The organism is Microbacterium galbinum, assembly GCF_023091225.1.
Taxonomy (GTDB): Bacteria; Actinomycetota; Actinomycetes; order Actinomycetales; family Microbacteriaceae; genus Microbacterium; species Microbacterium galbinum.
This window is the reverse complement of sequence record NZ_JAHWXM010000001.1, coordinates 2,371,061-2,395,885: the sequence shown is the minus strand read 5'-3', so window position 1 is coordinate 2,395,885 and position 24,825 is coordinate 2,371,061. Positions and strand designations below refer to the sequence as shown.

The 24,825-nt window shown below is 69.9% G+C and carries 28 protein-coding genes; 10 read left to right on the top strand and 18 right to left on the bottom strand.

The annotated features are described in order from the left end of the window. Positions 1-130 precede the first annotated feature (130 nt). Genes KZC52_RS11455 through KZC52_RS11420 form a run of 8 tightly spaced genes read right to left on the bottom strand, consistent with a single transcriptional unit; the run spans position 131 to position 9,926 of the window. A complete protein-coding gene (locus KZC52_RS11455; RefSeq protein ID WP_247624168.1) occupies positions 131-829 on the bottom strand; it encodes a YoaK family protein in 699 nt (232 codons plus the stop codon). After that, positions 826-2,187 carry a Zn-dependent hydrolase gene (locus KZC52_RS11450; protein ID WP_308194257.1) on the bottom strand — a complete coding sequence of 454 codons (1,362 nt, stop codon included), beginning with the start codon at positions 2,185-2,187 and terminating at the stop codon, positions 826-828. Before KZC52_RS11450 ends, KZC52_RS11455 begins: the two co-directional genes overlap by 4 nt. Further along, positions 2,184-3,419, bottom strand: a complete 1,236-nt coding sequence (locus KZC52_RS11445) for a pyridoxal-phosphate-dependent aminotransferase family protein (RefSeq protein WP_247624167.1) — start codon at positions 3,417-3,419, stop codon at positions 2,184-2,186. The genes KZC52_RS11450 and KZC52_RS11445 overlap by 4 nt, the downstream gene beginning before the upstream one ends. Continuing rightward, positions 3,416-5,023, bottom strand: coding sequence for an AtzH-like domain-containing protein (locus KZC52_RS11440; protein WP_247624166.1), 1,608 nt, complete (start codon positions 5,021-5,023; stop codon positions 3,416-3,418). Before KZC52_RS11440 ends, KZC52_RS11445 begins: the two co-directional genes overlap by 4 nt. Next, entirely contained in the window at positions 5,020-6,168 is a 1,149-nt protein-coding gene (locus KZC52_RS11435) for an acetamidase/formamidase family protein (protein WP_281731255.1), read from the bottom strand. The genes KZC52_RS11440 and KZC52_RS11435 overlap by 4 nt, the downstream gene beginning before the upstream one ends. Further along, positions 6,165-7,538 (bottom strand): allantoinase AllB, encoded by a 1,374-nt coding sequence (gene allB, locus KZC52_RS11430; RefSeq protein ID WP_247624165.1) that lies wholly within the window; start codon positions 7,536-7,538, stop codon positions 6,165-6,167. Before allB ends, KZC52_RS11435 begins: the two co-directional genes overlap by 4 nt. A gap of 4 nt (positions 7,539-7,542) precedes the next feature. Further along, a complete protein-coding gene (locus KZC52_RS11425) occupies positions 7,543-8,262 on the bottom strand; it encodes an aspartate/glutamate racemase family protein (RefSeq protein ID WP_247624164.1) in 720 nt (239 codons plus the stop codon). After that, entirely contained in the window at positions 8,259-9,926 is a 1,668-nt protein-coding gene (locus KZC52_RS11420) for an NCS1 family nucleobase:cation symporter-1 (RefSeq protein WP_247624163.1), read from the bottom strand. The genes KZC52_RS11425 and KZC52_RS11420 overlap by 4 nt, the downstream gene beginning before the upstream one ends. 186 nt (positions 9,927-10,112) lie before the next feature. On the opposite strand from KZC52_RS11420, the gene KZC52_RS11415 reads away from it, so the two are divergent. From KZC52_RS11415 to KZC52_RS11405, 3 genes are all read left to right on the top strand, one after another. Continuing rightward, on the top strand, positions 10,113-10,727 hold the full coding sequence (locus tag KZC52_RS11415; RefSeq protein WP_247624162.1) for a helix-turn-helix domain-containing protein: 615 nt from the start codon (positions 10,113-10,115) through the stop codon (positions 10,725-10,727). Positions 10,728-10,778: 51 nt separating this feature from the next. After that, positions 10,779-11,585, top strand: a complete 807-nt coding sequence (locus KZC52_RS11410) for an alpha/beta fold hydrolase (RefSeq protein WP_281731544.1) — start codon at positions 10,779-10,781, stop codon at positions 11,583-11,585. Between the two features lie 123 nt (positions 11,586-11,708). Beyond that, a complete protein-coding gene (locus KZC52_RS11405) occupies positions 11,709-12,041 on the top strand; it encodes a hypothetical protein (RefSeq protein ID WP_247624160.1) in 333 nt (110 codons plus the stop codon). Between the two features lie 100 nt (positions 12,042-12,141). On the opposite strand, the gene KZC52_RS11400 is transcribed toward KZC52_RS11405, so the two are convergent. From KZC52_RS11400 to msrB, 3 genes are all read right to left on the bottom strand, one after another. Next, a complete protein-coding gene (locus KZC52_RS11400; RefSeq protein WP_247624159.1) occupies positions 12,142-12,381 on the bottom strand; it encodes a PLDc N-terminal domain-containing protein in 240 nt (79 codons plus the stop codon). 210 nt (positions 12,382-12,591) lie between these two features. Then, positions 12,592-13,137, bottom strand: coding sequence for a peptide-methionine (S)-S-oxide reductase MsrA (gene msrA / locus KZC52_RS11395; RefSeq protein ID WP_247624158.1), 546 nt, complete (start codon positions 13,135-13,137; stop codon positions 12,592-12,594). Beyond that, a complete protein-coding gene (gene msrB, locus KZC52_RS11390) occupies positions 13,134-13,622 on the bottom strand; it encodes a peptide-methionine (R)-S-oxide reductase MsrB (protein WP_247624157.1) in 489 nt (162 codons plus the stop codon). Before msrB ends, msrA begins: the two co-directional genes overlap by 4 nt. A gap of 146 nt (positions 13,623-13,768) precedes the next feature. Between msrB and KZC52_RS11385 the strand changes: the two genes are divergently transcribed. From KZC52_RS11385 to KZC52_RS11370, 4 genes are all read left to right on the top strand, one after another. Next, the gene (locus KZC52_RS11385; RefSeq protein ID WP_247624156.1) at positions 13,769-14,620 is read left to right on the top strand and encodes a hypothetical protein; all 852 of its coding nucleotides are present in this window, start codon (positions 13,769-13,771) and stop codon (positions 14,618-14,620) included. Positions 14,621-14,655: 35 nt separating this feature from the next. Then, a complete protein-coding gene (locus tag KZC52_RS11380) occupies positions 14,656-15,036 on the top strand; it encodes a hypothetical protein (protein WP_247624155.1) in 381 nt (126 codons plus the stop codon). A gap of 107 nt (positions 15,037-15,143) precedes the next feature. Continuing rightward, entirely contained in the window at positions 15,144-16,061 is a 918-nt protein-coding gene (locus KZC52_RS11375) for a DUF808 domain-containing protein (RefSeq protein ID WP_247624154.1), read from the top strand. 52 nt (positions 16,062-16,113) lie between these two features. Then, positions 16,114-17,052 (top strand): DUF1214 domain-containing protein, encoded by a 939-nt coding sequence (locus KZC52_RS11370; protein WP_247624153.1) that lies wholly within the window; start codon positions 16,114-16,116, stop codon positions 17,050-17,052. A 21-nt stretch (positions 17,053-17,073) separates the two neighbouring features. On the opposite strand, the gene KZC52_RS11365 is transcribed toward KZC52_RS11370, so the two are convergent. Further along, entirely contained in the window at positions 17,074-17,775 is a 702-nt protein-coding gene (locus KZC52_RS11365; RefSeq protein ID WP_247624152.1) for a DUF3592 domain-containing protein, read from the bottom strand. A gap of 52 nt (positions 17,776-17,827) precedes the next feature. Next, positions 17,828-18,580: an SDR family oxidoreductase gene (locus KZC52_RS11360; protein ID WP_247624151.1), complete on the bottom strand. Its 753-nt coding sequence runs from the start codon at positions 18,578-18,580 to the stop codon at positions 17,828-17,830. Between the two features lie 130 nt (positions 18,581-18,710). On the opposite strand from KZC52_RS11360, the gene sigJ reads away from it, so the two are divergent. The 3 genes from sigJ to pnuC are packed head-to-tail and all read left to right on the top strand — an operon-like array spanning position 18,711 to position 20,951. After that, positions 18,711-19,634, top strand: coding sequence for an RNA polymerase sigma factor SigJ (gene sigJ / locus KZC52_RS11355; RefSeq protein WP_247624150.1), 924 nt, complete (start codon positions 18,711-18,713; stop codon positions 19,632-19,634). A 46-nt stretch (positions 19,635-19,680) separates the two neighbouring features. After that, the gene (locus KZC52_RS11350) at positions 19,681-20,199 is read left to right on the top strand and encodes a GNAT family N-acetyltransferase (protein WP_247624149.1); all 519 of its coding nucleotides are present in this window, start codon (positions 19,681-19,683) and stop codon (positions 20,197-20,199) included. A 2-nt stretch (positions 20,200-20,201) separates the two neighbouring features. Further along, entirely contained in the window at positions 20,202-20,951 is a 750-nt protein-coding gene (gene pnuC, locus KZC52_RS11345) for a nicotinamide riboside transporter PnuC (RefSeq protein WP_247624148.1), read from the top strand. Here the strand turns inward: pnuC and KZC52_RS11340 are convergent. From KZC52_RS11340 to KZC52_RS11320, 5 genes are all read right to left on the bottom strand, one after another. After that, on the bottom strand, positions 20,860-21,303 hold the full coding sequence (locus tag KZC52_RS11340; RefSeq protein ID WP_247624147.1) for a hypothetical protein: 444 nt from the start codon (positions 21,301-21,303) through the stop codon (positions 20,860-20,862). The two genes, pnuC and KZC52_RS11340, sit on opposite strands and share 92 nt — an antisense overlap. A 166-nt stretch (positions 21,304-21,469) precedes the next feature. Then, positions 21,470-22,681, bottom strand: a complete 1,212-nt coding sequence (locus tag KZC52_RS11335; RefSeq protein WP_247624146.1) for an MFS transporter — start codon at positions 22,679-22,681, stop codon at positions 21,470-21,472. A 12-nt stretch (positions 22,682-22,693) separates the two neighbouring features. Further along, positions 22,694-23,257, bottom strand: a complete 564-nt coding sequence (locus tag KZC52_RS11330) for a TetR/AcrR family transcriptional regulator (RefSeq protein ID WP_247624145.1) — start codon at positions 23,255-23,257, stop codon at positions 22,694-22,696. Then, positions 23,247-23,843, bottom strand: coding sequence for a sugar O-acetyltransferase (locus KZC52_RS11325; RefSeq protein ID WP_247624144.1), 597 nt, complete (start codon positions 23,841-23,843; stop codon positions 23,247-23,249). Before KZC52_RS11325 ends, KZC52_RS11330 begins: the two co-directional genes overlap by 11 nt. 43 nt (positions 23,844-23,886) lie before the next feature. After that, entirely contained in the window at positions 23,887-24,729 is an 843-nt protein-coding gene (locus tag KZC52_RS11320) for a helix-turn-helix transcriptional regulator (protein ID WP_247624143.1), read from the bottom strand. Positions 24,730-24,825 lie beyond the last annotated feature (96 nt).

Sequence of the window (24,825 nt, the reverse complement as noted above, 5' to 3'; positions counted from 1 at the left end):
CACTGACGGATTCGCGTCGAGACCCACCACCGCCGTCGAGACCCATCGCCCCGCACGTCGGGGGCGGTGGGTCTCGACGTTCCCGGTGGGTTTCGTCGTGTCTGGAGGTTGCGGGCGGGCGGATGCCGCGTCACACCGGAACGTGGAGCGAGCGATGCCCCCAGGCGACCACCACCAGGGTGAGCAGCGCCGCCACCAGGAGCGGCACGGCCACTCCGAAGCGGAGCAGCAGGGCCCCGACGAGCGCCCCGGCGAAGATGATCGCGATGGCGGCGAAGCGACGATTCCACAGCCCCCTCACCCCTCCCGAGACGAGCGACTCGCTGGCGAGGGAGGTGAGCGTGGATGTCACCACCACGGTGGTGACATCGGCGACCGCGAGGCTGCGTGCGACCGCCGCCTGCACGCCCATCGCCGCAGCCGTCGCCGATGACGCCGCGAGCTCCAGCGCCGACGACTCCGACCATCCCGGCACGACGTAGGCCAGGCCGAGCAGCCCCAGCACGGCGGCGCCGCTCCCGAGGAGCACCGAGACCCCGCCGCTCCAGATCTTCCGACGCCGACGCAGCACCATGCCGCCGATGAATGCGCCGGCGGTGAACGTGCCGAGAGCGATCGCCGGTCCGATCACGGGGAGGTCGTCCGCCCCCGCGACCGCCATCCCGAGGATCACGATGTTCCCGGTCATGTTCCCGACGAAGACGCGGTCGAGCCCGAGGAAGCCGACCGCATCGACGACCCCGGTGACAAAGGTGAGCACCATCATCATCCACAGCGTGACGGAGGGCGCGCGCTCCCCGGAGCGCGGGTGGGTGATGGTGAGCGTCATGGACGGATCCTCGCCAGGGTCGGGCCGAGTTCAGCGCCGAGGTTGAGCACCGCTTCGGCGAGCGCGCGGATGCCCCGGCCGACGTCCTCGCCCAATACGAGCTCGTCGGGGTGATGGCTGATGCCGTCGGCGTTGCGCAGGAACAGCATTCCGACTCCGGTGACCGCGGCCATGGCCATTCCGTCGTGGCCGGCCCTGCTGAAGATTACCGCAGGATCGTCGGCTCCGCCGGGGAGGGTGGACAGGATGCCGGCGCGAACCACGTCCTGCAGCAGCGGCGCACACGCGACCGCGGCCGCACGATGCACTTCGCGCGCTTGCCACCGCAGCCCGCGCCGCCAGGATATGGCGCCGAGTTCCTCCGCGATGCGGTCCCACACGTCATCGCGCTGGTCGTCGAACTCTCCGCGCAGGTCAAGGCTGAACCGCACCTCGCCGGGGATGACGTTGACCGCACCGGGGAACGCCTCGAAACGGCCGACGGTTCCGATGACATGATGCTCGTCCATGCAGATGCGCTCGACCGCCAGAGCGGCCTCGCTCGCCCCGAGGAGCGCGTCATGGCGCGAGGCGTAGGGGGTGCCGCCCGCATGGCGCGCCTCTCCCTCCATCACGAACTGGAATCGGCGGGCGCTCGCGATCGACGACACGACCGCGAGCGCCTCCCCGCGCTGGTCGAGCTCGGGCCCCTGCTCGATGTGCGCTTCGAGATAGCCGATGAGTTCCTCGGGCCGCCGCGCTGCCTCGCCGACACGCGCCGGGTCGAGACCGAACTCGAGGAAGGCCTGATGCAGAGTCGTGCCCGCCGCATCCGTGAGAGCCCACCACTCCGGCCGCCAGGCACCCGCGACCGCGGCCGATCCCAGCAGCGCCGTTCCGAAGCGCGTGCCCTCCTCATCCGAGAAAGCGATGACCTCGAGGGCGAACGGAAAGGGCGACGCCCACGACCTCCCCACCGCGACGCGCAGCAGCCGCACCGTCTCGATCGCCATGAGCACGCCGACGATCCCGTCGTAGCGGCCCGCGTCGGGCACGGTGTCCAGATGCGACCCGAGGAGCAGCGCCGCGGCGTTCGGCTCGACCGGCGCCGCAGCGCTACGCGCGCGGGCTTCGAGCCGTCCGACCTGATTCCCCGCGGCATCCTGCCACGTCGTCATCCCCACCTCGCGCATCCATCCGGCGATGAGGCGGTTCGCGCGTGCGTGCTCGGGTGAGAGGTAGACGCGCTCGATGCCGCTGTCGGCGGCGCTGATGCGGGCGAGCTCCTCGCACCGCGTCATCACGCGGCGGGCGGCGACCGCGAGCCGTTCGAGAGCGGCCGCATCGGCGGCGAAGAAACGGTCCAGCAGCGCGGTCACTCGGCCCCCGCGTACGCATCGAGGGCGGCGTCGACCCCTCCACCCGTGGCGACTGGCGCACCGAACCGGCGCAGCACCGATTCGACCGCCGCGAGAGTCGTGAGTACGGCGTCCTTGCGCGCGTTGACGCCCATCGTCCCGATGCGCCAGACGCGGCCGTGGAGCGGACCGAAGGAGGTGCCGATCTCGATGCCGAAGTCGTCGAGGAGCGCCTGCCGGGCGATGTCGCCGGGAACGCCGTCGGGGATCACGACGGCGACGACGTTGCTCATCTTGTGCGCGACATCGCCGAACACGGCAAGCCCCAGCCCGCGCACACCGGCGAGCATCGCGTCACCCGCCCGTCGATGCCGGGCGATCACCGCCGACCGCCCCTCGGCGACCAGAACCCGGGCGCACTCCCGGGCCGCGTAGAGCATCGAGGTCGCCTCGGTGTGATGATTGAGTCGGCGCGGCCCCCAGTAGTCCAGGATCATGCCGAGGTCGAAGTAGTTCGAGCGCACGAAGTCCTCCGCGACCGGGTCGCCCGGTTCGCGGATGCCCGCCTCGATCGTCTTGCGGGACTGCACGACCTCGACGGCTCGCGGCGAGAGGGTCAGGGGCGCCGAGCCCGATGGGCCACCCAGGCACTTCTGCAGTCCGGCGGTCGCCGCATCGAGCCCCCAGGCATCCGCCTCGAACTCATTGCCTCCCAGCGACGCCGTCGCATCCGAGTAGAACAGCACGCCGTGGCGGGCGCAGATCTCCCCCAGCCCCTCCAGGGGCTGGTTCATCGTGGTAGACGTGTCGCCCTGCACGATCGCGAGCATCGTGGGACGAACCCGCACGATCGCCTCCTCGATCACCGACACGGGGAACACCTGCCCCCACTCGGCCTCGATCGTGTGGACCTCGGCGAGGGCGCGTCCGGCAATCTCGGCGAGCAGGTGTCCGAACCGACCGAAGATCGGCACGAGAACCCGATCGCCCGGGCGCACGAGAGAGAGGATCGCCGCTTCGATGCCCGCCCGCGAGGTGCCGTCGATCAGCAGCGTCGCCTCGTTCCCGGTCGCCCAGACTTGGCGGTACAGCTCCTGCGTCTCGGCCATGGCGGCGGTCATGAAGGGGTCGTACTGACCGACGAGCGGAGCCGACATCGACCGCAGAACGCTCGGGTAGGCCGATGTCGGCCCGGGGCCCATCAGCAGTCGGGCGGGCGGGTCGATGGGGCCGAACGTGGCGGCATCCGTCATGGTTCTTCCGTTCTGTGGATCGTCGAGGAGGCGAGGCGACGCGCGAGTCGCACGAGGGCGATGTCGGTGCCGGCGCGCGAGAGGAGGGTGACACCCACCGGGGCGCGCCCGAGCGGGGAGGCGACCGTGAGCAAAGGGACGGAGAGGGCGGGGACCCCGGCGACCGAGGCGGGGCTCGTCATGCGCAGGGTCGCCTGTCGCACGAGGTCGATGCCCTCACCCCGAGCGGTGCGCGCCGGCGCGGGGCCGGGAACGGTCGGCGCGATGACGACCTCGTCCTGCACGAGCCCGACCAGCCGCGCCCGCTGAACGTCGAGGGCGGCGCGGGCGGCCGTTTCGTCGTCGACGGTCACCGAGGCGGCGAAGCGGAATCGCTCGGCGACGGATGCTCCGAGAGCTCCCGGGTTGCGCCGCACCCAGTCGCCGTTGTTCCTCCAGGCCTCCGCGGCCTGGACGGTGCGGAACGGCGTCGCGTAGTCGGCGAGCGACCCGATCGACGTGCGGCGCACGATCGGGCGAACCGGGAGGGCGGCGAGTTCTTGCAGCAGGGCTTCGAAAGCATCCTGCGTCGTCGGGTGCGCCGCAGCGAGCATCTCCTCGGGCACGACGAAGCGCCAGGGGAGGTCTGCATCCGATTCCCCCTGGACGTTCTCGGTCGATTCGGATCCTCCGTAGCTGAGGCACCACTCGGCCACCCGCTGCAGCGTCTGCCCGTCGCGCGCGAGCCACCCGATCGCATCGAACGACTGCGCGAGCGGCAGCAGACCCTGCCGGGGCACCAGGCCGTGCGTCGTGCGCAGGCCCCACAAACCCTGGTACGCGGCGGGAACGCGGATCGAGCCGGCCGTGTCGGTGGCCAGGGCGATGTCGGCCTGGCCGGTCGCGACGGCGGATGCCGGGCCGCTGGTCGACCCTCCGGGCAGGGCCCCGGGAAGCGCCCCGTTCGGAGGGGTGCCGTAGTGCGGATTGTTGCCAGCGATCGAGTAGGCGAACTCATCGGTGCGCGCGATGCCCCGCAACGATGCTCCGCCGCGGAGCAGGTCGCTGACGGCCGGGGCGGTGCTCGGCTCGGCGCGCGCCCCGTCGAGATAGGTCGGGTTGCCCGCGCCGATCCGGTACCCCTTGAGGGCGAAGAGATCCTTCACGGCGACCGAGAGGCCGGCGAGCGGTCCCTCCCACGCGCCCTGCCAGAGGGGGTCGCCGACGGTCCGCCACACCGACCGATCCAGTGCCGGCGACCGTGGAGTGACGTGCGCGGCCACGATCAGCCAGCGTTCGCCATCCCGCTGCCATACCTGGGACTGCAGCCCGGTTCCCCCGCCGGCGTAGCGTGAGACCGAGACCAGGAGCGCGCAGTCGACGCCGAGCGGGCGGTATTCGATCCGCTCGATCGCGCGGGCGGGGACACCACCCCGGATGCCCCGGAACGCGCTGATCGCGTCATGACCGACGAGGAGGCCGGTGTGATCTCCGCGTAGCGTGTCCGGCGTACGGGCGAACGACGCGTCGAGCACCTCGAGGTCGTTCTCGACGATGGCCCGCTCGTACTCCTCGAACGCGCGCAACAGGCCGTCGGGGATGCTCGGGTCGATGAGGTCGCTCATGCATCCTCCTTTCCGGGGCCGGGAAGGAGCGGCCGCTCGACGCGTGCGAAGTCCGCCTCGCGGATGCGCGCGTGCACGCCGCACACGATGTCGACGACCTGGGAGATGTCGAAGTCGGTGGCCGCGGAGAGGTAGGCGTAGGCGAGGTGCTCGTCGAGCCCCCACCGGGCGCCGATCAGCGCGACCGCCGCACGGACGCAGTTGCGCATCGCGACGTCGAGGTCGGGATCGAGGCCGGTGGGCACCAGGAACTCCGGCGTCCGGATGAGCGGGCCGAGCACCTCACCGAACTCGGCGAGCGCGACGGCGCGGGGCACCACGTCGAAGCGCAGCGTCGCCCGCAACGATGCCTCCAGTGCGGTGAGGGCCACCTCGCCGTCGCCCTGGGCGAAGTGCGGGTCGCCGACGTAGGCGAGCGCACCGGGCACCTGCACCGGCAGGTAGAGCGTGGCGCCCTCGGTGAGCAGCTTGATGTCGATGTTGCCGCCGTGGGCCCCGGGAGGCACCGAGTGCGCTCGCTGCGGACCGGCGACCGCCACACCCATCGTGCCGAGGAAGGGCGCCAGCGGGAACTCGACGAGCGCGGGTCCGCCCTCGTGCACCGGCAGCACACCGACGAGCCCCGTGGGTCGCTGCGCCACGGGGGTGAACACGCTGACGTTGCCCGGGTCGCGGGGCAATTCGCCGGCGAGCGCGCCCTTGCCGTGCCGGTTCGAGATGACGCCGTAGGGTACCCGCGGCTCGAGGCGCAGCACGGTGATGCGTAGGAGATCCCCGGGGACGGCACCGGTCACATGGATCGGCCCGGTCACGACGTGCGGGCCGTCGTGCTCGAGGTCGCGGGAGAGCGCGGCGGCGATCGCGATCGCGTCGGTCAGCACGGCAGGGGCGGGCACGCCATGGCCCGTGAAGTACGCGAGGGGGTCTTTGCCCTGGTCCTCGAGCATCCCCTCGTGGCTGACGGTGTCGATGGTCAGAGTGTCGCCCGACGCGATCTCCCGCACGGCGTGGTCCGCTGCGCACGGGAGCCGTCCCCAAAGCACGTTCTCGGGGGCGGCGGAGAGATAATGCTTGTCGGCTGCGGCATCCGTGAGCGGCTGCAGCACCGGCAGGGTCGGATCGATCGCAGCATGCGGGGCGGTCATTCGCGTTCCTCCGCCGCGGACAGCAGGCGCCCGGAGGCGCGACGCCGGAACCATGGCGCCTCTCCCGGTCCCCCCTCGGTGACGTCGTAGATCGGCCGGCCGCGCAACCAGGTGCGGCGGATGCGCCCGGTGAGCGTGCGGCCGTCGTAGGCCGTGATCGGGTTGCGGTGCAGCAGCGACGACGCCCGGATCGGGAACCTGTCCTGCGTGCCGAAGACGGTCAGGTCTGCGGATGCGCCCACCTCGATGGATCCCGCTCCGGTGAGACCGGCGACGCGTGCCGGACCCGTGGTGAAGAGCGGCAGGAGGGTCTCGAGGGGGATGCCGCGCATCCGCGCCTCCGTCCATACCGCCGACAGGCCGAGCTGCAGCCCGGAGATCCCGCCCCAGGCGAGGCCGAAATCGCCATCGCCCGCCCGCTTCAGCGCGACGGTGCTCGGGGAGTGATCGCTGACGATGGCGTCGATCGCCCCACTGCAGATGCCCTCCCAGAGCAGATCACGGTTGGAGGCCTCGCGGATCGGCGGGCAGCACTTGAACTCGCTCGCGCCGTCGGGGATGTCCTCGGCGATCAGCGTCAGGTAGTGCGGGCAGGTCTCCACCGTCAGGCGCAGGCCCTCCTCCTTGGCGGCGGTGATCGCCGGGAGCGCGGTCGCATCGCTCAGGTGGAGAATGTGGACTCTCGCGCCCGTGCGCCGGGCGGTGGCGATGACGGTGTCGATCGCGGAGGCCTCGCTCGCCGCGGGCCGCGATTCGAGGAAGGCGCGGTACTCGCGCCCCATCGGACCGTCGGCCTGCAGAAGCGCCGGGTCCTCGGCGTGCACGATGAGGCGGGAGTCGAGGCGCGCCACCTCGACCATCGTCGCCTCCAGCTGCGCCGCGTCGAGATGCGGGAACTCATCCACGCCGGACGGCGAGAGAAAGCACTTGAAGCCGAACACCCCCTCTGCATGCAGGGCGGCGAGGTCGGCCAGGTTGTCCGGAACGGCCCCACCCCAGAAGCCCACGTCCACGTACGCGGAGGGCGCGGCAGTGGCCCGCTTGGTCGCGAGCGCGGAACGCGTCGTGGTCGGCGGGAGTGAGTTCAACGGCATGTCGACGATGGTCGTGATGCCGCCGGCGGCCGCCGCGAGGGTCGCCGACCGGAACCCCTCCCAGGCGGTGCGGCCAGGATCGTTCACGTGCACGTGGGAATCGACGAGCCCCGGGAGCAGCACGGCGTCATCACGCACCGTGACGCTGCGCCGCGGAGCGCCGACGGGCACATCGATGTCGGTGATGACGCCGTCCTCGACCTGGACAACGGCGGGGCGGATCGTGCCGTCGATCCACGCGCGCGAGGCGCGGATGGTGAAGCGAGACCTGCTCATGCCGTCAGATGCTCCCTGCGAGAGCCGCGCGACGCGGAGGCAGGGCGTACTCATCGCGCTTGCTCGTCCCGACACCCATCCTCGCCATCCCGACGGCGATGCCGACGGCGGCACCGACACCGTCGACCACCGGCACTCCCACGCGGGCGGTGAGGGTCCGGCAGAGGTCGGCCATACCCGCGCAGCCGAGCACGATGACATCGGCCTCGGCATCCACCGCCGCCGTGCACAGTTCGGCGATGCGCTCGAACGATTCCGATGACGTGTCCTCCAGATCGAGGACGGGAATGCCGGTGCCGGCGAGCGACACGCACGCCGCGCTCATGCCGTAGCGGGTGACCAGGTCGCGCGCCCTGCCGAGCGTGCGGGTCAGGGTGGTGACCACGCCGAATGAACGCCCCGAGATGGCGGCGATGTGCATGGCCGCCTCGGCGATGCCGACGACCGGCACGTCGACGAGCTCGCGCGCGGCATCCAGACCCGGGTCGCCGAAGCACGCGATCACGTAGGCATCGCTCCCGCCCATCCGCTGGTCGGATTCGATCAGGTCGATCACCGCCATCGCCGCGAAGGCCTCGTCGACATGGCTCTCGATCGCATCCGGCCCGTCATCAGGGCAGACCGCGGTGATCTCGACATCGGGCCCTGCCACCTCCCGGGCGGCGACCGCGATCTTGGAGGTCATCGCCCGGGAGGTGTTCGGGTTGAGGAGTGTGATCCTCACGCACGCTCCTCCGCGACCACGGGGATCTCGGCGGAGATGGGCGACGGCTCGGATGCGGCGGTCGCTGCGGCGCCGTCGATCGTGCCGTCGGAGATCCCGTCGGTCTCCCCCTCGAAGGTCGGGACCTTCGGGTCGATGCGCTCGAGCACGGTGAAGGCGAGGAAGCCGAGACCGCACCCGATGAACCAGGTGAAGTTGCCGATCCACGAGACGTCGAACAGTCCGAGGTCGGCGAGCATCTTGGGGAGCACGGCGATCAGGATGGTCGGCACCCCGGCCCAGACCAGCGCCTTGAGTGCGTTCGGGTTGTAGCCCTTGCGGTACCAGTACGCGCCCTCCTCCGACATGGAGAACATGTCGTCGGTCTTGATGCGCTGACGGGCGGCGATGTAGTAGCCGGCGATCAGCAGGCCGAAGAGCGGTCCGATGAGTGCCGCGAGCACCCCGAGGGAGTAATGGATCGCAGTGGCGTCGGAGTACCAGTTCCACGGCAGGAGGAAGACCGATCCGACGGCGGCGATCATGCCGCCCATGCGCCACGAGATCTTCTGCGGGGCGACATTGGAGAAATCGAAGGCGGGGGCGATGAAGTTCGCGACGATGTTGATGCCGACCGTCGCCGTGACGAACGTCAGGCCGCCGAGGAGGATCGCCACCGGAGTGTCGATCCTCTCGACCGTGTGGATCGGGTCGGTGATGAGCTCACCGAACACCGGCACGGTGGCGGATGCCGTGATGACGACCAGGAGGGAGAAGAACAGGAAGTTGACCGGGAGTCCCCAGAAGTTGCCCTTCTTGACCGCATCGAAGCTCTTGCCGTAGCGGGCGAAGTCACCGAAGTTGAGCATCGGACCGGAGAAGTACGACACCACGACGCCGATCGCCATGAACATGAGACCGATCGATCCCCAGAAGCCGACGGCCGGCTGGCTCGGGTCGGACAGGTCGAAGCTGATGTTCTCCCACCCCGCCTGCGAGACCAGGTAGATGGCGAGGATGATCATGACGACGTAGACGGCCGGGCCCGCCCAGTCGATGAAGCGGCGGATGACCTCCATGCCCTTCCAGAACAGGGCGACCTGCGCGACCCAGAGGATCGCGTACGAGATCCATCCGAGTGCGGAGAGTCCGAGGAATCCCACGTCGAGGAGGTCCGCGGACCCGGGGATGAACTTGAGGAAGATGATGTTCAGCGACTGCGCCGCGAGGAACGTCTGCACGCCGTACCAGGCGATGGCGATGAGGCCACGGATGATGGCGGGGATGTTGGCGCCCTTGACCCCGAAGATCGCGCGGTTGACGACGGGGTAGGGGACGCCGGTCTTCTGGCTGGGCTTCGCGACCAGATTGGTGAAGACCTGCACGATGACGATGCCGACGACGAGGGCCACCAGCACCTGCCACGCGGCGATACCGAGGGCGAAGAGCGAACCAGCGGTGACGTAACCGCCCACGGAGTGAACGTCCGACATCCAGAACGCGAAGATGTTGTACGACGACCACTTCTGCTTGCGGAGCGGGGCGAGGTCCTCGTTGGCGAGGCGGGGGTCGTAGTGCGGTTTCATGTTGCCTGACCCGGTCGGGTGACCGGCGGCTTCGACGATGTCCTGCGGTTTCGTCTGCGGCGACGCCGACGTGGGCGTCTCTGCGGGTGGAGGAGTCATTGCCATACCTTCCGGAGGAGGCCCTAGGGCCTGGTGTCTTCAAGACGGTGACCACGACGTCGGGGTCCGGATTGGTGATCCTGAGAATGAAGCTATTCATTAACATGAGTGCGCGGGTTTCGCGCATGTAACGTCGATGTGAAGTTCGGCATTCACTCGGGTCCGGCTGTCCGTAGAATCAGACGCATGCCGAACGTCGACAACACGCTCGCTCCGCTCCCCCTCGGACTCGACGTGGGTGCGCGCCTCCGCGATCTACGCAAGCGGCAGGGGATGTCGGCGCGATCTTTGGCTCTCCGGTTGGGGATCTCACCGAGCGCCGTGTCGCAGATCGAGAGAAGCGTTCTGCAACCGAGCGTCTCGCGGCTGATCGCGATCACCGACGCTCTCGGGGTACCACTGGCCGCCGTCTTCGACCCGCGTCTCGAGCCCGTCGTCGAGCCCGAAACTCCCTCCAGCGGATTCGCGCTAGACCGGGCGGGACATTCTTCGTCGGTCACGCTCGAGAGCGGGGTCCAGTTCCGACGACTTTCGCCGGGGCGCACGCCAGGCGTGGACTACTTCGAGTCGACGTATCCTCCCGGCGCGAGTGCGCACGCCGAAGCAGGGCTGTTCCGCCACGACGGGTACGAGGTCGGCACGATGATCTCGGGCGAGCTGACGATCGACTTCGACGCCGAGCGCGTCATCCTGCGCGCGGGCGACGCCATCAACTACCCCTGCTCGCTACCCCACCGCATCCATAACACCGGCACCGAAGACGCCGTCGCCCGCTGGCTGATCGTGCACCCCGAGCGCTGAGGACGCACTGCATGCATCACGAAGGCCCGGGTGTCCGCCCGGCAGAGCAGAATGGATGCCGTGGCTGTCCCTCTCTCCGACCTCACCCGCATGCCCGAACCCCAGCAGGTCTACGCCGCTGACGGCACTCGCCTCGCGACGTACACCTGGGGAGAACTCGACGCCCCGGTCGTCGTGATCGTGCACGGGTTCGCCTCGAACGCCCGTGACAACTGGGTCCTCACCGGCTGGGTGCGCGAGCTCACCAAGGCCGGGTACCGCGTGCTCGCCCTCGACCAGCGCGGGCACGGACTCAGTGAGAAGCCTCACCAGGCCGAGGACTACAGCATCCGCACCCTCGTCACCGACGTCGAAGCCGTGATGGACGCGTACCTCGTCGACGACGCCGTGTACGTCGGATACTCGCTGGGCGCGCGGGTCGGCTGGGAGGTCGTGAAGGAGCTGCCGCACCGCATCGGCCGTGCCGTGCTCGGCGGGGTGCCCGACGGCATCCCCCTCGCCCGTCTCGACCTCGACCAGGTGCGCGCGTACATCGCCGACGGAACCCCGGTCGCCGACCCGACGACCCAGAACTACATCGCCCTCACCGAACGAGTGCCCGGCAACGACCTGCGCGCGCTCGTCGCGCTGGCCGAGGGCATGCGGGCGTCCGGGTCGATCGACCCCGACCCGGCGGATGCCCCCACCCGCCCGATCCTCTTCGCGACGGGGTCGAAGGACGCGATCATCGAGGGCTCGCGCGCCCTGGCATCGGCCGCCCCCGACGCCCGCTTCTTCGAGATCCCCGACCGCAACCACTTCAACGCCCCGGGCTCGTCGGCGTTCAAGAGCGCCGCGGTGGAGTTCCTGCAGGGCTGAGGGCTGGAGCTGCCGGACGCGCGCAGCGGAGGAGATCACACGCTCTGCAGGACCGGTTTCGGCATCCGCTCCTGCATTGCGCGAGATCTCCTGTGGACGTGATGCGCCGGGTACCCTGACGGCGTGACCACGAAGACAGAGCGCGGCTCACGGAGCGACGTCTTCCTGAGCGTCTTCCTGACGTGGATGCTGACGGTGTTCGGCTTCGGGGCCTCGATCGTCGCCCTGTGGTTGATCGCGTTCAGCGGCTGGGGTGAGCCCGGATCCAGCCCGCAGATCGTGTCCGCCCTCACCGTTGCGCACCTGATCGTCGGAGTGGGCGCGATCGCAGCCGGAATCGTGTTGTCGCTGGCGCTCCGCGAACACGCACGTCTCATCGCGCTCATCGTCCTCTGCACCGTGGGGCTGTCGGCCGCGGGATCCATCGTCGGCGCGTGGATGGTCGCTTCCGGCTGAGGGCCGATCCGGCCGCGCGCAGCGGAGGAGATCACACGCTCTGCAGGACCGGTTTCGGCATCCGCTCCTGCATTGCGCGAGATCTCCTGTGGAGCGTGCGTCAGTCGGCGGCTGCGCCCCGCGCCTGCTCACCCTCGCGCGACCGCCGCACGAACCAGGCGGTCGGACCGATGACCGGCACCAGTGCGATGACCAGGAACCACAGCAGGAAGCGGATGCCGACGACTCGGCGATCACGCACGGCGGAGACGAGAGCGACCACCGTGTAGACCATCGCCCCAACCCACAGCGCAAAGAGGATCACGTCGTAGGCGGTGGGGATGAGCGGGTTGGCGTCCATACGGGAGTCTCCTCAGCGGTCGAGTGTCCAGCCTTTCACGCCGTCGGGCACCGCGTCGGGCGGAGATCTCGGCGTTGGGCGGAAATTCCGGGACAGTTCGTCCGCCCAACGCGGAGAACTCCGCCCAACCGCGCGCCCCGCGCCCCGCGCCCCGCGCCCATGCATGCGAAAGGCCTGCCGCCTCCGAGAGACGACGGGCCGGGCAGAGACTCAGACCGCGGTCTCGGCGCGCTTCGGCAGCACCCATCCCGCACGCGGGAAGTGGCAGGTGTAGCCGTTCGGGTACTTGATCAGGTAGTCCTGGTGCTCGGGCTCGGCCTCCCAGAACGGGCCCTCGGCCTCGATCGTGGTGACGGCCTTGCCCGGCCAGAGGCCCGAGGCGTCGACGTCGGCGATGGTGTCGCGGGCGACCTGCTGCTGCTCGGGGCTCAGCGGGAAGATGGCCGAGCGGTAACTCGACCCGATGTCGTTGCCCTGACGGTCACGCGTCGACGGGTCGTGGATCTGGAAGAAGAACGCCAGGATGTCGCGATAGGTCGTCTTGGTCGGATCGAACACGATCTCGACCGCCTCGGCGTGACCGGGATGGTTGCGGTAGGTCGCGTGGTCGTTCTGACCGCCCGTGTAACCGACCCGGGTGTCGAGCACGCCGGGCTGGCGGCGGATCAGGTCTTCCATGCCCCAGAAACAACCGCCGGCGAGAACCGCCGTCTCGGTGCCGGGGGTGCGGGTGATGGTTCCGGTGTCATCGGTCATGACTGCTCCTCGGAGTCGTGGGTGGTGGTGCCGGTGCCGTCGGCGGAGAAGAGGCCGCTGTAGCGACCGTACCCCTCTTCGACGAGCTGGTCGGCGGGGATGAAACGCAGGGCCGCGGAATTCATGCAGTAGCGCAGGCCTCCGGCGTCGCGCGGGCCGTCGTCGAAGACGTGCCCGAGGTGGCTGTCGGCCCCGCTGGATCGCGCCTCGGTGCGCTTCATGAACAGCGAGCGGTCGGTGCGGGTGGTCACGGCATCCGCCTCGATGGGCTTCGTGAAACTCGGCCATCCCGTGCCGCTGTCGAACTTGTCGGTGGAGCTGAACAGGGGCTGGCCCGAGACGACGTCGACATAGATGCCGGCGTCGTGGTTGTTCCAGTAGGCGTTGCGGAAGGGCGGCTCGGTGGCATCCTCCTGCGTGACCTCGTACTGCAGGTGCGTGAGGTCGCTGACGGCCTCGGGCGTCTTGCGGAAGTCGTTCGACATGGTCTGTGTCTCCTTTGTCCGACGCCGCTGGCTGCGACGTCTCTGATCACAACCAGCGAGCGACCCGTTTTGGTCCCGCAGGGCTGAGAGCGGGCTGTGAGTTTTTCTTCGTCACGCGAGCACGCGGACATGAGACGATTCCGAGGATGGATGCCGCCAACGATGCCGAACTGCGCGAACTCCGCGCCCGCGCCTACGGCCCGAGGGCCGACATCACGAACGACCGCGCCGCGATGCGACGTCTGCGCGAACTCGAAGCGGCCCGACGTGCCGAGCAGAGCGCCGCGACGGCTCCCGCAGGACCGCCGGTCGGCGCGGAAGAACCGGATGCCGCCCCCGCCGAGCAGCTCCCCACCGACGCGGCACCGGCGGTCGCCGCCCGCTCCGGTGCCCCCACCGCCCACGACGGCGAGCCCGAGTGGTGGCACCCCGGCGACGAACCCGACGATGACGCTCGCGTCGGGGCGACGGCATCCGTTCCTCGTCGGCGACGCGTACTCTGGGCGCTCTCGGTGATCGCTTCGGCCGCCGTGGCTGCCGGCGTGACCTACGCGCTCACCGGGGTTGCACCGGTGTCGGCATCGTCGGGTGTGCCGCAGACGACGACCCTGCATCCGACCTCGGCGACCGCGGTGCCGCAGGGGTTCTTCGGCGCCGCGGAGGACACCCCCGTCTACGACTTCTATGGCCTCACGCTGTTCCACGCCGAGGGCGGTTTCGGGGTCGGCGGGAGCGGTGTCACGGATGTCTGCATCATCGCCGTCGCGACCGAGGAGGTGCCCGCGGTCGACTCCTTCGACTCCACGTCGTGGGGAGTCAACGGCCCCATCTACAACGGATGCAGCGCGGGTGCGTTCCCCGCGACCATCGAGGTCCCCCTGCGGAGCGAAGCGCCCGAAACGCTCCGCGCCCGGTTCCCCGAGGCGCGTGGCGTGCAGTTCGTGCTCGACGGCGACCGCATCGGGGTGTTCGTCGACAACGGGCCGACGTTCGGCTGAACGGGGGCCGATCGGCCCGCCTCTAGGCTGATCCCGTGGATTACGCCGCCGATCTCCGCCGCCACCCGCCCGTCGCGGGAGCGACGACCGACACCGGACTCATCGAGTTCGAGTGCGACCTTCTGCGAGGCACCGACGATGAACTCGGGATCCAGGCGTACGCGACATCGTCCGCATCGCTCGAGAGCGACGTGCTGCCGGTGCTCACGAATGCGCTGGATCGGCTCGATTCCCTCCGTCGGATGATGCCCGAGTACGACGCCGACCTGGCGATCGTGACGCTGTACGAGGGGCGCCTCGGCCTGACGTTCTGGGAGCGCACCCAGAACAACGAGTTCATCGCGATCTTCACCCCCGACGACGCCGCCCCGCACGGGTGGCGCTACGACGGGCTCGGCGACCTCTTCGGCGGCTGAGGGCGCGCGGCCGTCCCGCGCTGCGGCGGCGCACTCCCGCGTCGCACTCCCGCGCCGCGCCGACTCGATAGAGTGTCTCGTCTGCACACACACCCTGGGGGACGCACATGTCGGTTGGTCTGCTCGCCGTCGTCGACGACATCCTGAGCGCGGCGATGAAGGCTTCGGCCAAGGCCGCGGGCGTCGTGATCGACGACGCCGCCGTCACGCCGCAGTACGTGCAGGGCATCACGCCCGCGCGCGAGCTGCCGGTCGTCGCGAAGATCGCCGTCGGGTCGCTGGCGAACAAGTTCGTCATCATCATCCCGGTCGCGCTGCTGCTCACCGCCTTCGCACCGTTCGTGCTGCCGTACCTGCTGATCCTCGGCGGCGCGTACCTCTGCTTCGAGGGCGCCGAGAAGGTGCTCGAGTGGTTCGGGGTGCAGCACGGCCACGCCGACGAGGGCGCCCGCAACGAGAACAAGCTCGTGTGGGGCGCCGTGCGCACCGACCTGATCCTTTCGACCGAGATCATGCTCATCTCGCTGTCGAACCTCGAGGCGGGCCTCGACATCTGGACCACCCTCGCGATCCTGGCCGTGATCGCGCTCATCATGACCGGCGTCGTCTACGGCGCGGTCGCGCTGCTGGTGAAGATCGACGACATCGGTCTCAAGATGGCGAAGAGCCGCGAGAAGCGCGTGCGCCACACCGGCATGCGCATCGTGCGATCGATGCCCGGAGTGTTCCGCTTCATCAGCATCCTCGGCACGGTCGCCATGCTCTGGGTCGGCGGGCACCTGCTGCTGGTCAACCTCGGCGCGGTCGGAGTGCACTTCGGCGCCGACATCCTGCACGGGATCGAGCACATCCTCGAACCTGCGGGCGCCGTCATCGTCTGGATCGGCGACACCCTCTTCTCGGCGATCGCCGGCCTCGCCGCCGGCCTCATCATCGTCGGGATCGTGCTCGGGATCGCGAAAGTCTTCGGCAAGAAGCCGAACTTCCACGAGGGCGAGGAATCCCCCGCCGACGTCCACGCCTGACATTCGCCGACGAGGGTTCCCGTCGCGGAGCCGCTCTGCCACAATCGGGCGTGTGAGCACCCTGGTGAATGCCGACAACTTCGTCCGCGCCGAGAACGACCGCATGTTCGCCGACCTGCAGCGCGATGCGGGCGGCATCAACACGTTCTCGCACAACCGCGAACCGGCCGCGATCGACAAGCAGACCGTCATCCGCCTCAACCGCGACACCCTCTACAGCTTCGCCATCGTCGACATCTCGCAGGGCGCCTCGTTCACGCTGCCGGATGCCGGCGACCGCTACCTCTCGGCGATGGTCGTGAACGCCGACCACTACGTCAACCGCGTCTTCCACTCCCCCGGTGAGCACGAGCTCTCGGTGGAGGAGTTCGGCTCCCCCTACGTCGCCCTCGCGATCCGCATTCTCGTCGATCCGGCCGACCCCGCCGACGTGGCGGCCGTCGGGGTCCTGCAGGATGCGATCGCGCTGCGGAGCGCCTCGGCCGTGCCGTTCGAGATGCCCGACTACGACACGGCCTCGTTCGACGAGACCCGGTCGGCACTGCTCACGTTGGCGGGGCGGATGACCGGCTTCGAGCGCACCTTCGGGCACGCCGACGAGGTCGACCCGGTGCGCCACCTGCTCGGCACGGCCGCGGGATGGGGCGGACTCCCGACGAGCGAGGCCACGTACTTCGGCACGAACCCGCGCCTTCCCCTCGGCACCTACGAGCTGACGGTCGGCGACGTGCCGGTCGACGGCTTCTGGTCGATCTCGGTCTACAACGCCGAGGGCTTCTTCGAACCGAACGCGGCGGACGCCTACACGGTGAACGACATCACCGCCGAGAAGAACCCCGACGGATCGGTGACGGTGCACTTCGGCGACTGGCCCACGGGCACGCCGAACGTCATCCCGACGCCCGAGGGGTGGAACTACCTCGTGCGACTGTACCGCCCGCGCGCCGAGGTGCTCGACGGGAGCTGGACGTTCCCGACGCTCACCGCCTGAGTCGGGCGGATGCCGGCCGGCTCAGCCGCGCCGACGGCGAACGACGATGCGCTTCTCGTCGGCGGGGTTCATCCGGTCGAACCAGACGTCGACGGATTCGCCCTCGACGAGCGGATCGGCGACGTCGATGACCGCGCCGCGACGAACGAAGCGCTGCGTGCCCTGGCCGTCGACGAAGGAGTAGGTGACAGCGGTGAGGATGCGCGTCGACTCACCGAAGTGCGTGTAGCCCTGATTCGTCACCGTTCCGTCGACCGGATCGGAACCGCGCACGATCTCCTCCTCGGTACTCGCCTGCATCGTACGACGACGCAGACCCACGACGGCGAGCAGGGCGAACAGCACGCTCACGCCGAGGAGGGAGACGCCGAGAACGATCGGTCCGGCGTTCAGCAGGCAACCGACTCCCGCACCCGCGGTCACGAGCGCGATCGGCGCGGCCCACCCCGGGAGACGGAGGTTCTTGACCGAGAGCCGTACCCAGAAGATCAGACCGGCGATCGCCGCGAGACCGCCGATCAGGGCGCCCGTCATCGCCACCAGCAGCCACCCGGTGTGCGCCGACACCTCGTCGGCCGCGGGCTCACGCGCCATCATGAGCACGCACGTCATCAGACCGCCCGCGCCGGCGAAGGCGAGGATGCCGGGAACGAAGAGATCCTTGATGGTCGGAACTCGAGCGGCTCGTGCGCGGCGGGCCGCATCGGGGTCGACGGTGCTCATGCCTCCATCTGAGCACATTCTGCGCGTGCGCTCCAGAGAGGCCCTCCCGACCTCAGCCGCGCGCGTGATCCGGGCTGTGCAGCCATTCGTCGAACGTGATCGCGCCCTGCAGCGCGTCGGGTCCGCCGCGCAGCAACCCGGACGCCAGCCCCCGACCGTAGGCGCCGGGCAGCTTCACGTCGAGCACCCGCCGACGGATGCCGTCGAAGGCGAGCTGCCGCCGGGCGACGTCGACGAGCGTCTCATCGCGCGGACCCACGAGATCCTGCGCGCGCCCCACCGGCCCCGCCTCGGCCACCCGCACCACGTGAGCGGCGACCTCGCGGGCGGCCACGGGGCGCATGAGCGTGCGCGGCGCGACCGCGAAGCGGCCGGCGATCTGCGCGAGCACCTGCCCCGCGAACTCGTGGAACTGCGCGGCGCGCACGATGGTGTGCGGGATCGTGCCCGCCGCGACCGCCCGTTCCTGGGCGAGCTTCGCCGCGTAGTACGCGGTGTCGATGCCGTCGATCCCCACGATCGAGAGCGCCACGTGGTGCGCGACCCCGACCTCCGCTTCGGCCGCGAGCAGGGTGCGCGTGCCGGTCGAGAAGAAGTCCCGCGCCCTCTTCTCCGACAGCGTCATGATGCTGGTGACGTCGATGACGGCATCCACTCCGGCGAGCGCCTCGGTCACCCCCTCACCGGTGAGCACGTTCGCCCCGCTCGCGCGCGAGAGCACGACGACATCGTGCCCGGCCTCGCGGGCGGTGCGGGTGACGTGGCGTCCGACGGTTCCGGTGCCTCCGGCGACGGCGATCCTCATGGGTGTTCCTCTCGTTCGGGGTGCCCTGCGCGTCACCCTGTCACAGGTCCGACGATGCAGTGGGCGCGAGTGTGAGGTCGGTAGTCTTCGAGAGCACCCGTCTTCGAGAGTGCCCCGACGAGGAGAACCCGTGGACGACGACCAGGACGACGTGTTCGGCGAACGGCGCCGTCTCACTTCCCTCGCCTATCGCATGACGGGAACCCTTGCCGATGCCGAAGACGTCGTGCAGGAGACGTACGTGCGCTGGTATCGCCTGACGGATGCCGAGCGCTCCGGCATCCTCAACCCGCCCGGGTGGCTCACCACGGTCGCGAGCCGCATCTCGCTCGACCTGCTGACCTCGGCGCGGCGACGACGCGAGCAGTACGTCGGGCAGTGGCTGCCCGAACCGGTGCCGCTCGACCTGTTCGTGGGTGGGGAGCGGATCGCCCCGGCATCCGTCGCCCTCGACGACCCGTTGGAGCGGGTCGCGCTCGATGAGTCGGTGTCGACCGCGCTGCTCGTGGTGCTGGAGTCGATGACGCCGGCCGAGCGGGTCGCGTTCGTGCTGCACGACATCTTCGACGTGCCGTTCCCCGAGATCGCCGAGATCCTCGGACGCTCGGCGGCGGCCGTGCGTCAGCTCGCGACCGCGGCACGGCGGCACGTGCGGGAGAACCGTACGAGCGCGGTGCCGCGCGCCGAGCACGATCGGGTGGTGCGGGCGTTCCAGCATGCGAGCCGTTCGGGCGGTATCGAGCAGTTGCTGCGGGTGCTCGCCCCCGACGTCGAGCTGCACAGCGACGGCGGCGGGGTCGTGCGCGCGGCGCTCAACGTCGTGTCCGGCGCCGATCGCGTGGCCCGGTTCCTGCTCGGGATCGCGGCGAAGCGCCCCGATATGCAACTGGAGGAGATCGAGACCGGTGACGGGATCGCGCTGCTGTTCCGCGAGTACGACGAGGTCGTCAGCGTCGTGAACCTCGGCGTCACCGACGGGGCGGTGACCCGCGTGTGGATCATGATGAACCCGCACAAGCTGTCGCACTGGCGCACCGACGTCGCCGCATCCTGATACCGTCGGCGATGCGCTTCCCGCAGCGCAGACCCAGGAGAACCCCGTGCAGATCAGGGATGCCGGAGTCGCCGACCTCGAGGCGCTCACCGAGATACACAACCACGCCGTGGCGCACACGACCGCGATCTGGAACGAGGACTCCGTCGACGTCGACGACCGGGCCGCGTGGCTGGGCGAGCGTTCGTGCGACGGATTCCCGGTGATCGTCGCCACGGATGACACGGGCGTGCTCGGCTACGCGTCGTTCGGTCGGTGGCGCCCGCACAGCGGTTATCGGCACACGGTCGAGCACTCGGTCTACGTGCGCGAGGGGCAGCACGGACGCGGCATCGGACGCGCCCTGCTGACCGCGCTGATCGAACGGGCCCGAGCCCAGGGCGTGCACGTCATGGTCGCCGCCGTCGAGAGCGGCAACGCCGCCTCGATCGCCCTGCACGAGAAGCTCGGCTTCGTCGAGGTGGGGCGGATGCCGCAGGTCGGCGCCAAGTTCGGACGCTGGCTCGACCTCACCTTCCTGCAGCTCACGCTCGACGAGCGGGCCACCCCCGCACCGGCATCCTGAGCATGGATCCTCTGAACTGGCTCGTCGAGGCGTTCAACTCGAACTGGGTGCTGCCCGGCGGGCAGACGCTCCTCGTGCGCGAGGTCGTCGGAAACGCCTTCGGTCTCGCGAGCGCGATCGGCGGGATGCGCCGGCGCATCTGGGCCTGGCCCGTCGGCATCATCGGCAACGTGCTGCTGCTGACCGTCTTCCTCGGCTCGGTGCTCAGCCCCGACCACTCGCTGCCGCACCTGCTCGGGCAGGCCGGACGCCAGGTGATGTTCATCGCCGTCGCGATCTACGGGTGGGTGCGCTGGCGTCAGGCCGAGGGTGGTCGGATCCAGCCGCGGTGGGCGCCGACCGGAGCGCGCATCGGACTGGTGCTCGCCCTGGTGATCGGCACCGTCGCGCTGACCCCGCTCTTCCGGGCGCTCGGTTCGTGGGAGCCCGTCTGGGCCGACGCCTGGACCTTCGTCGGCTCGCTGCTCGCGACCTACGGCATGGCCAAGGGGTGGACCGAGTTCTGGCTGATCTGGATCGCCGTCGACGTGGTGGGCGTGCCGCTGCTGTTCAGCTCGGGCTATTACGCCACCGGACTCATGTACGTGTTCTACGGCGGGTTCACCGCGGTCGGTTTCATCGTGTGGATGCGCACGCAGCGGCGGGCGGTCGAACCGATCCTCACCGCGCAGACCGGGCTGATCCCTGTGCAGAAGAGTGTGCAGAAGAAGAGCGCTCGGGGATCAGCAGCACGACCCCCAGCAGCAGACTGATCCCGAGCGCCACCATCTCGCCGATCGCCGATGCGAGCGGCATGTGCGCGAGGTGGAACGCGTGGTACGCGAAATGCAGCGTGCCGAAGACCGTCCAGGCGAGACCGAGCACGCGGTGCGCGATCGGGTGACGCCAGATCAGCCCGCCGATGCTCGCCGCTCCGAGCGCCAGGTACATGGCGCCGACATCGCGGATGAGGTGTTCGTTGAACGGACCGTCGACCGAGACCCACGAGCCGAGCACTCCGGGGAACGAGTCGTAGAAGCTCTGCGCCGCGAAGTACGCCCAGCCGCCGACGAACAGCGCGAGCAGGGCGGAGAACGCGAGGGCGAGGAAATGGAGTCGTCTCATGCTCCTGATGACGACGCGGGAGGGGCGGGTGTGAGGTCGGGGGTCGCCCGTCGCACCGCGGCCCCGTACCCAACTCAGGAAGATCGGGGCGAAACCGGCTGAATCCAGGCCAGATCGGCACCGAGGCGACCGACCTTCCTGAGTGAGGTACGCCCGTCCCCCGGGCTCACTCGCGCTCGCGCCGCCGCAGCACCCCGGCGAAGAGCACCACGGCGATGCCGACCGCGGGGATCAGCAGCAGCCCCACGCGCAGGCTCGTCGCGTCGGCGATCATTCCCACGACGGGCGGAGACAGCAGGAACCCGAGGCGCATGAGCCACGAGACGACCGTGAGTCCGGTGCCGTGACGTAGGCCCGGCAGCACATCGGCCTCGTTCATCGCGGCGGGAACCAGGGTCGCCACTCCGAACCCGGCGGCGGCGAAGCCGATGATCGTGCCGGGGATCGTGGGGAACGCGAGCGCGACACCCATGCCCACCACCACGATCACGCCACCGGCGCGCGCGACGAGTCGCTGGCCGAAGCGGTCGACGAGGCCGTCGCCGAGCAGGCGCCCGATGAACTGCGCGCCGACGAGCGCGATGAACCCGGTCGCCGCGATCGCCGCGGGGGCGCCGAGCGAGCCCAGGTACAGGGTCGCCCACGAGTTACCCGCGTCTTCGACGATCGTTCCGGCCATCGCGATGATCACCAGGGCGATCAGCATCAGGACCACGCGAGGACGGATGCCGGCACGCACCGCCGCGCGCACATCAGCGGGGTCGGCCACCGCCTCTTCGTCGGCGGCTGCGGCGGCCGCATCGAGTCCGGGGAGGCAGAACCGCAGCGCCGTCAGGGACACGGCCGAGAACAGCACCGCCGAGATCGCGAGGTGCACACCGATCGGCAGGCCGAGGGCGATCGCCGCGGCGGCCATCGATCCGCCGAGCACCGCACCGATCGACCAGACCGCGTGGAAGGAGTTGAGGATCGAGCGGCCGTACCCGCGCTGCACGCGCAGACCGTGCGCGTTCTGGGCGACGTCGGTGATGGCATCCATCGCGCCGCCGAGGAAGAGGCCCAGCGCGAAGAGCAGCACGCTGGGCGCGAGACCGGCGGCGAGCACTCCCACGCTCGTGAGCACGGTGCCGACGACCGCGACCTTCGCCGAGCCGAAGCGCCGGATCAGTGCTGCGGCGGCGAGACCCGCGACGATCGCACCGACCGGGAACGAGGCGACGGCGAGACCGTAGACGGTGTTGTCGAGCCCGAGCTGCTCCTTGATCTCGGGGTAGCGCGGCAGGATGTTGGCGAACAGCGCCCCGTTGGTGAGGAAGAGCGCGGCGACGGCGCCGCGGGCGCGACGATCGGCACGCGTGGGTGCGGTGGTGGTGGTCATGATCTTCCGAGGTCAGCGAGTGGTGATGCGCTCGACGGCGATGGCGACCTCGGCCGGGTCGCGCTCGTCGTCATCGAGGGCGCGATGGATCGAGAGGCCTTCGATCAGGGCGTCGAGCATCCGGGCGGTCTGCGGGTCGAAGTGCCGTTCGAGGGCCACGCGGCTCCGGGCCATCCACGCCGTCGTGATGGCCCGGTAAGCGGGATCGCGGGCGGCGAGCGTGTAGATCTCGTGCGAGAGAACGAGCTCGCGCGCATCGCCGAACACGTCGCGCAGGATCAGCTCGACCACCGCGGCGCGCGCCTCGGCGGGGTCGGATGCCGCCGCCATCCGCTTCTCGAACCGTTCGCTGATCTCGGTGCCGAAGCGCGTGAACGCCTCCCGCAGCAGGTCGTCGATGCCGTCGAAGTAGTAGGTCATCGACCCGAGGGGCACACCGGCGGCCTCGGCGATGCGACGGTGCGACGCCCCCGCGACGCCGGACTCGGCGACGACGTCGAGGCAGGCGTCGATGATGCGGTCGCGGCGCGCGGGATCGTTCTGGCGCCCGCGGCGACTGCCCGGTTCAGGCGCCATCGGCCGTGTCGATCTCGCGGATCACGCGTGCCGGGTTGCCGACGGCGACGACGTTCGCCGGGATGTCGCGGGTGACGACGGCGCCCGCGCCGATCACGGAGTTCTCGCCGATGGTCACGCCGGGGCACACGATCACTCCCCCGCCGAGCCACACGTTGTCGCCGATGACGATGGGTTCGGCGGCCTCGAGCTTGTCGCGCCTCATCGTCGGGTCGATCGGATGCGTGGGCGTGAGCAACTGCACGTTCGGACCGATCTGGCAGTCGGCACCGATCGTGATCGTGGCGACGTCGAGTGCCGTGAGGTTGAAGTTCACGAAGGTGCGCGCGCCGATCGAGATGTGATCGCCGTAGTCGACGTGCAGGGGCGGACGGATCGCGACGTCGTCGCCGAGGTCGCCGATGAGGTCCTGCAGCCAGCCGCGCGCGGCCGGGTCGCCCGAGATCGTCTGCCGGTGGTAGAGGACGGCCAGGCGCGCGGCGCGGGCCGTGCGGGCGGCGAGCTCGGGGTCGTCGCCGATGTACAGGTCGCCGGCGAGCATCCGCTCCCGCTGCGTGCGGGGATCGCCCGCGAAGTAGTCGGTCATGGATCGAGGGTATCACCGTATGCGTACGATCGTACGCACTATCTCAGACCGCAACGCGAGGGGCCAGGGCCGACAGCATCCGCAGCTTCTCGTGGCTCTCGCTCCCGGGGATCGCCGTGTACACGAGCAGCGCCTGCGACTGCTCCGGATCGAGCAGGCTCTGACAGGTGAGTTCGAGCGCCCCGAGATCCGGGTGCACGAAGCGCTTCGTCTCGTGCGGGCGGAGCCCGACCTCGTGCGTCTCCCAGATCTCCCGGAACTCGGCGCTCTGCGCGTGCAGATCGTCGGCGATCGCCGCCGCTCGCGACCGGGGGCCGCGCCGTGCGATCACCTCGCGCAACCCCGACACCCAGAGCCGGGAGAGGTAGTCGTGCTCATCCTCGGCGTACAGCTCGCGCGTGCGCGGGTCGCTGAACCAGCGATATCCGATGCTGCGCTCGGGACCGCGCAACGATGCCGTATCGCCCGTCAGCGCGATCCCGAGCGGCGTCTGCCGCAGTGTCTCGCCGAGCTCGCTGACGATCTCGGCCGGGGTGTCGCCCAGGCGGTCGAAGATGCGCAGCATGCCCGGGCCGATGTGGTCGCCCGCTCCCCCGCGCGGTGGCGGTTCGTGCCCCGCGAGGCGGAAGAGGTGGTCGCGCTCGTCGATCGTGAGGTGCAGGCCCTGCGCGATCGCGGCGATCATCTGCTCCGAGGGCAACGGCCCGTCGCCGCGTTCGAGACGGGCGTAGTAGTCGGCCGACATATGGCTGAGCGCCGCGACCTCCTCCCGGCGCAGCCCCTCGGTGCGGCGGCGCTGACCCCGGTGCAGCCCGACGTCCTCCGGCTGCAGGCTGTCTCGGCGCAGTCGCAGGAACCCCGCCAGCGCCTCTCTGTCGATCACCATCCGGCACCGTCCTTTCGCCGCACCGATCCTCGCACCCGCGGCCGAGGCGTATCCACTGCATGACGTGTCCTGGATGCGCGGGGCCGACGACCGCAC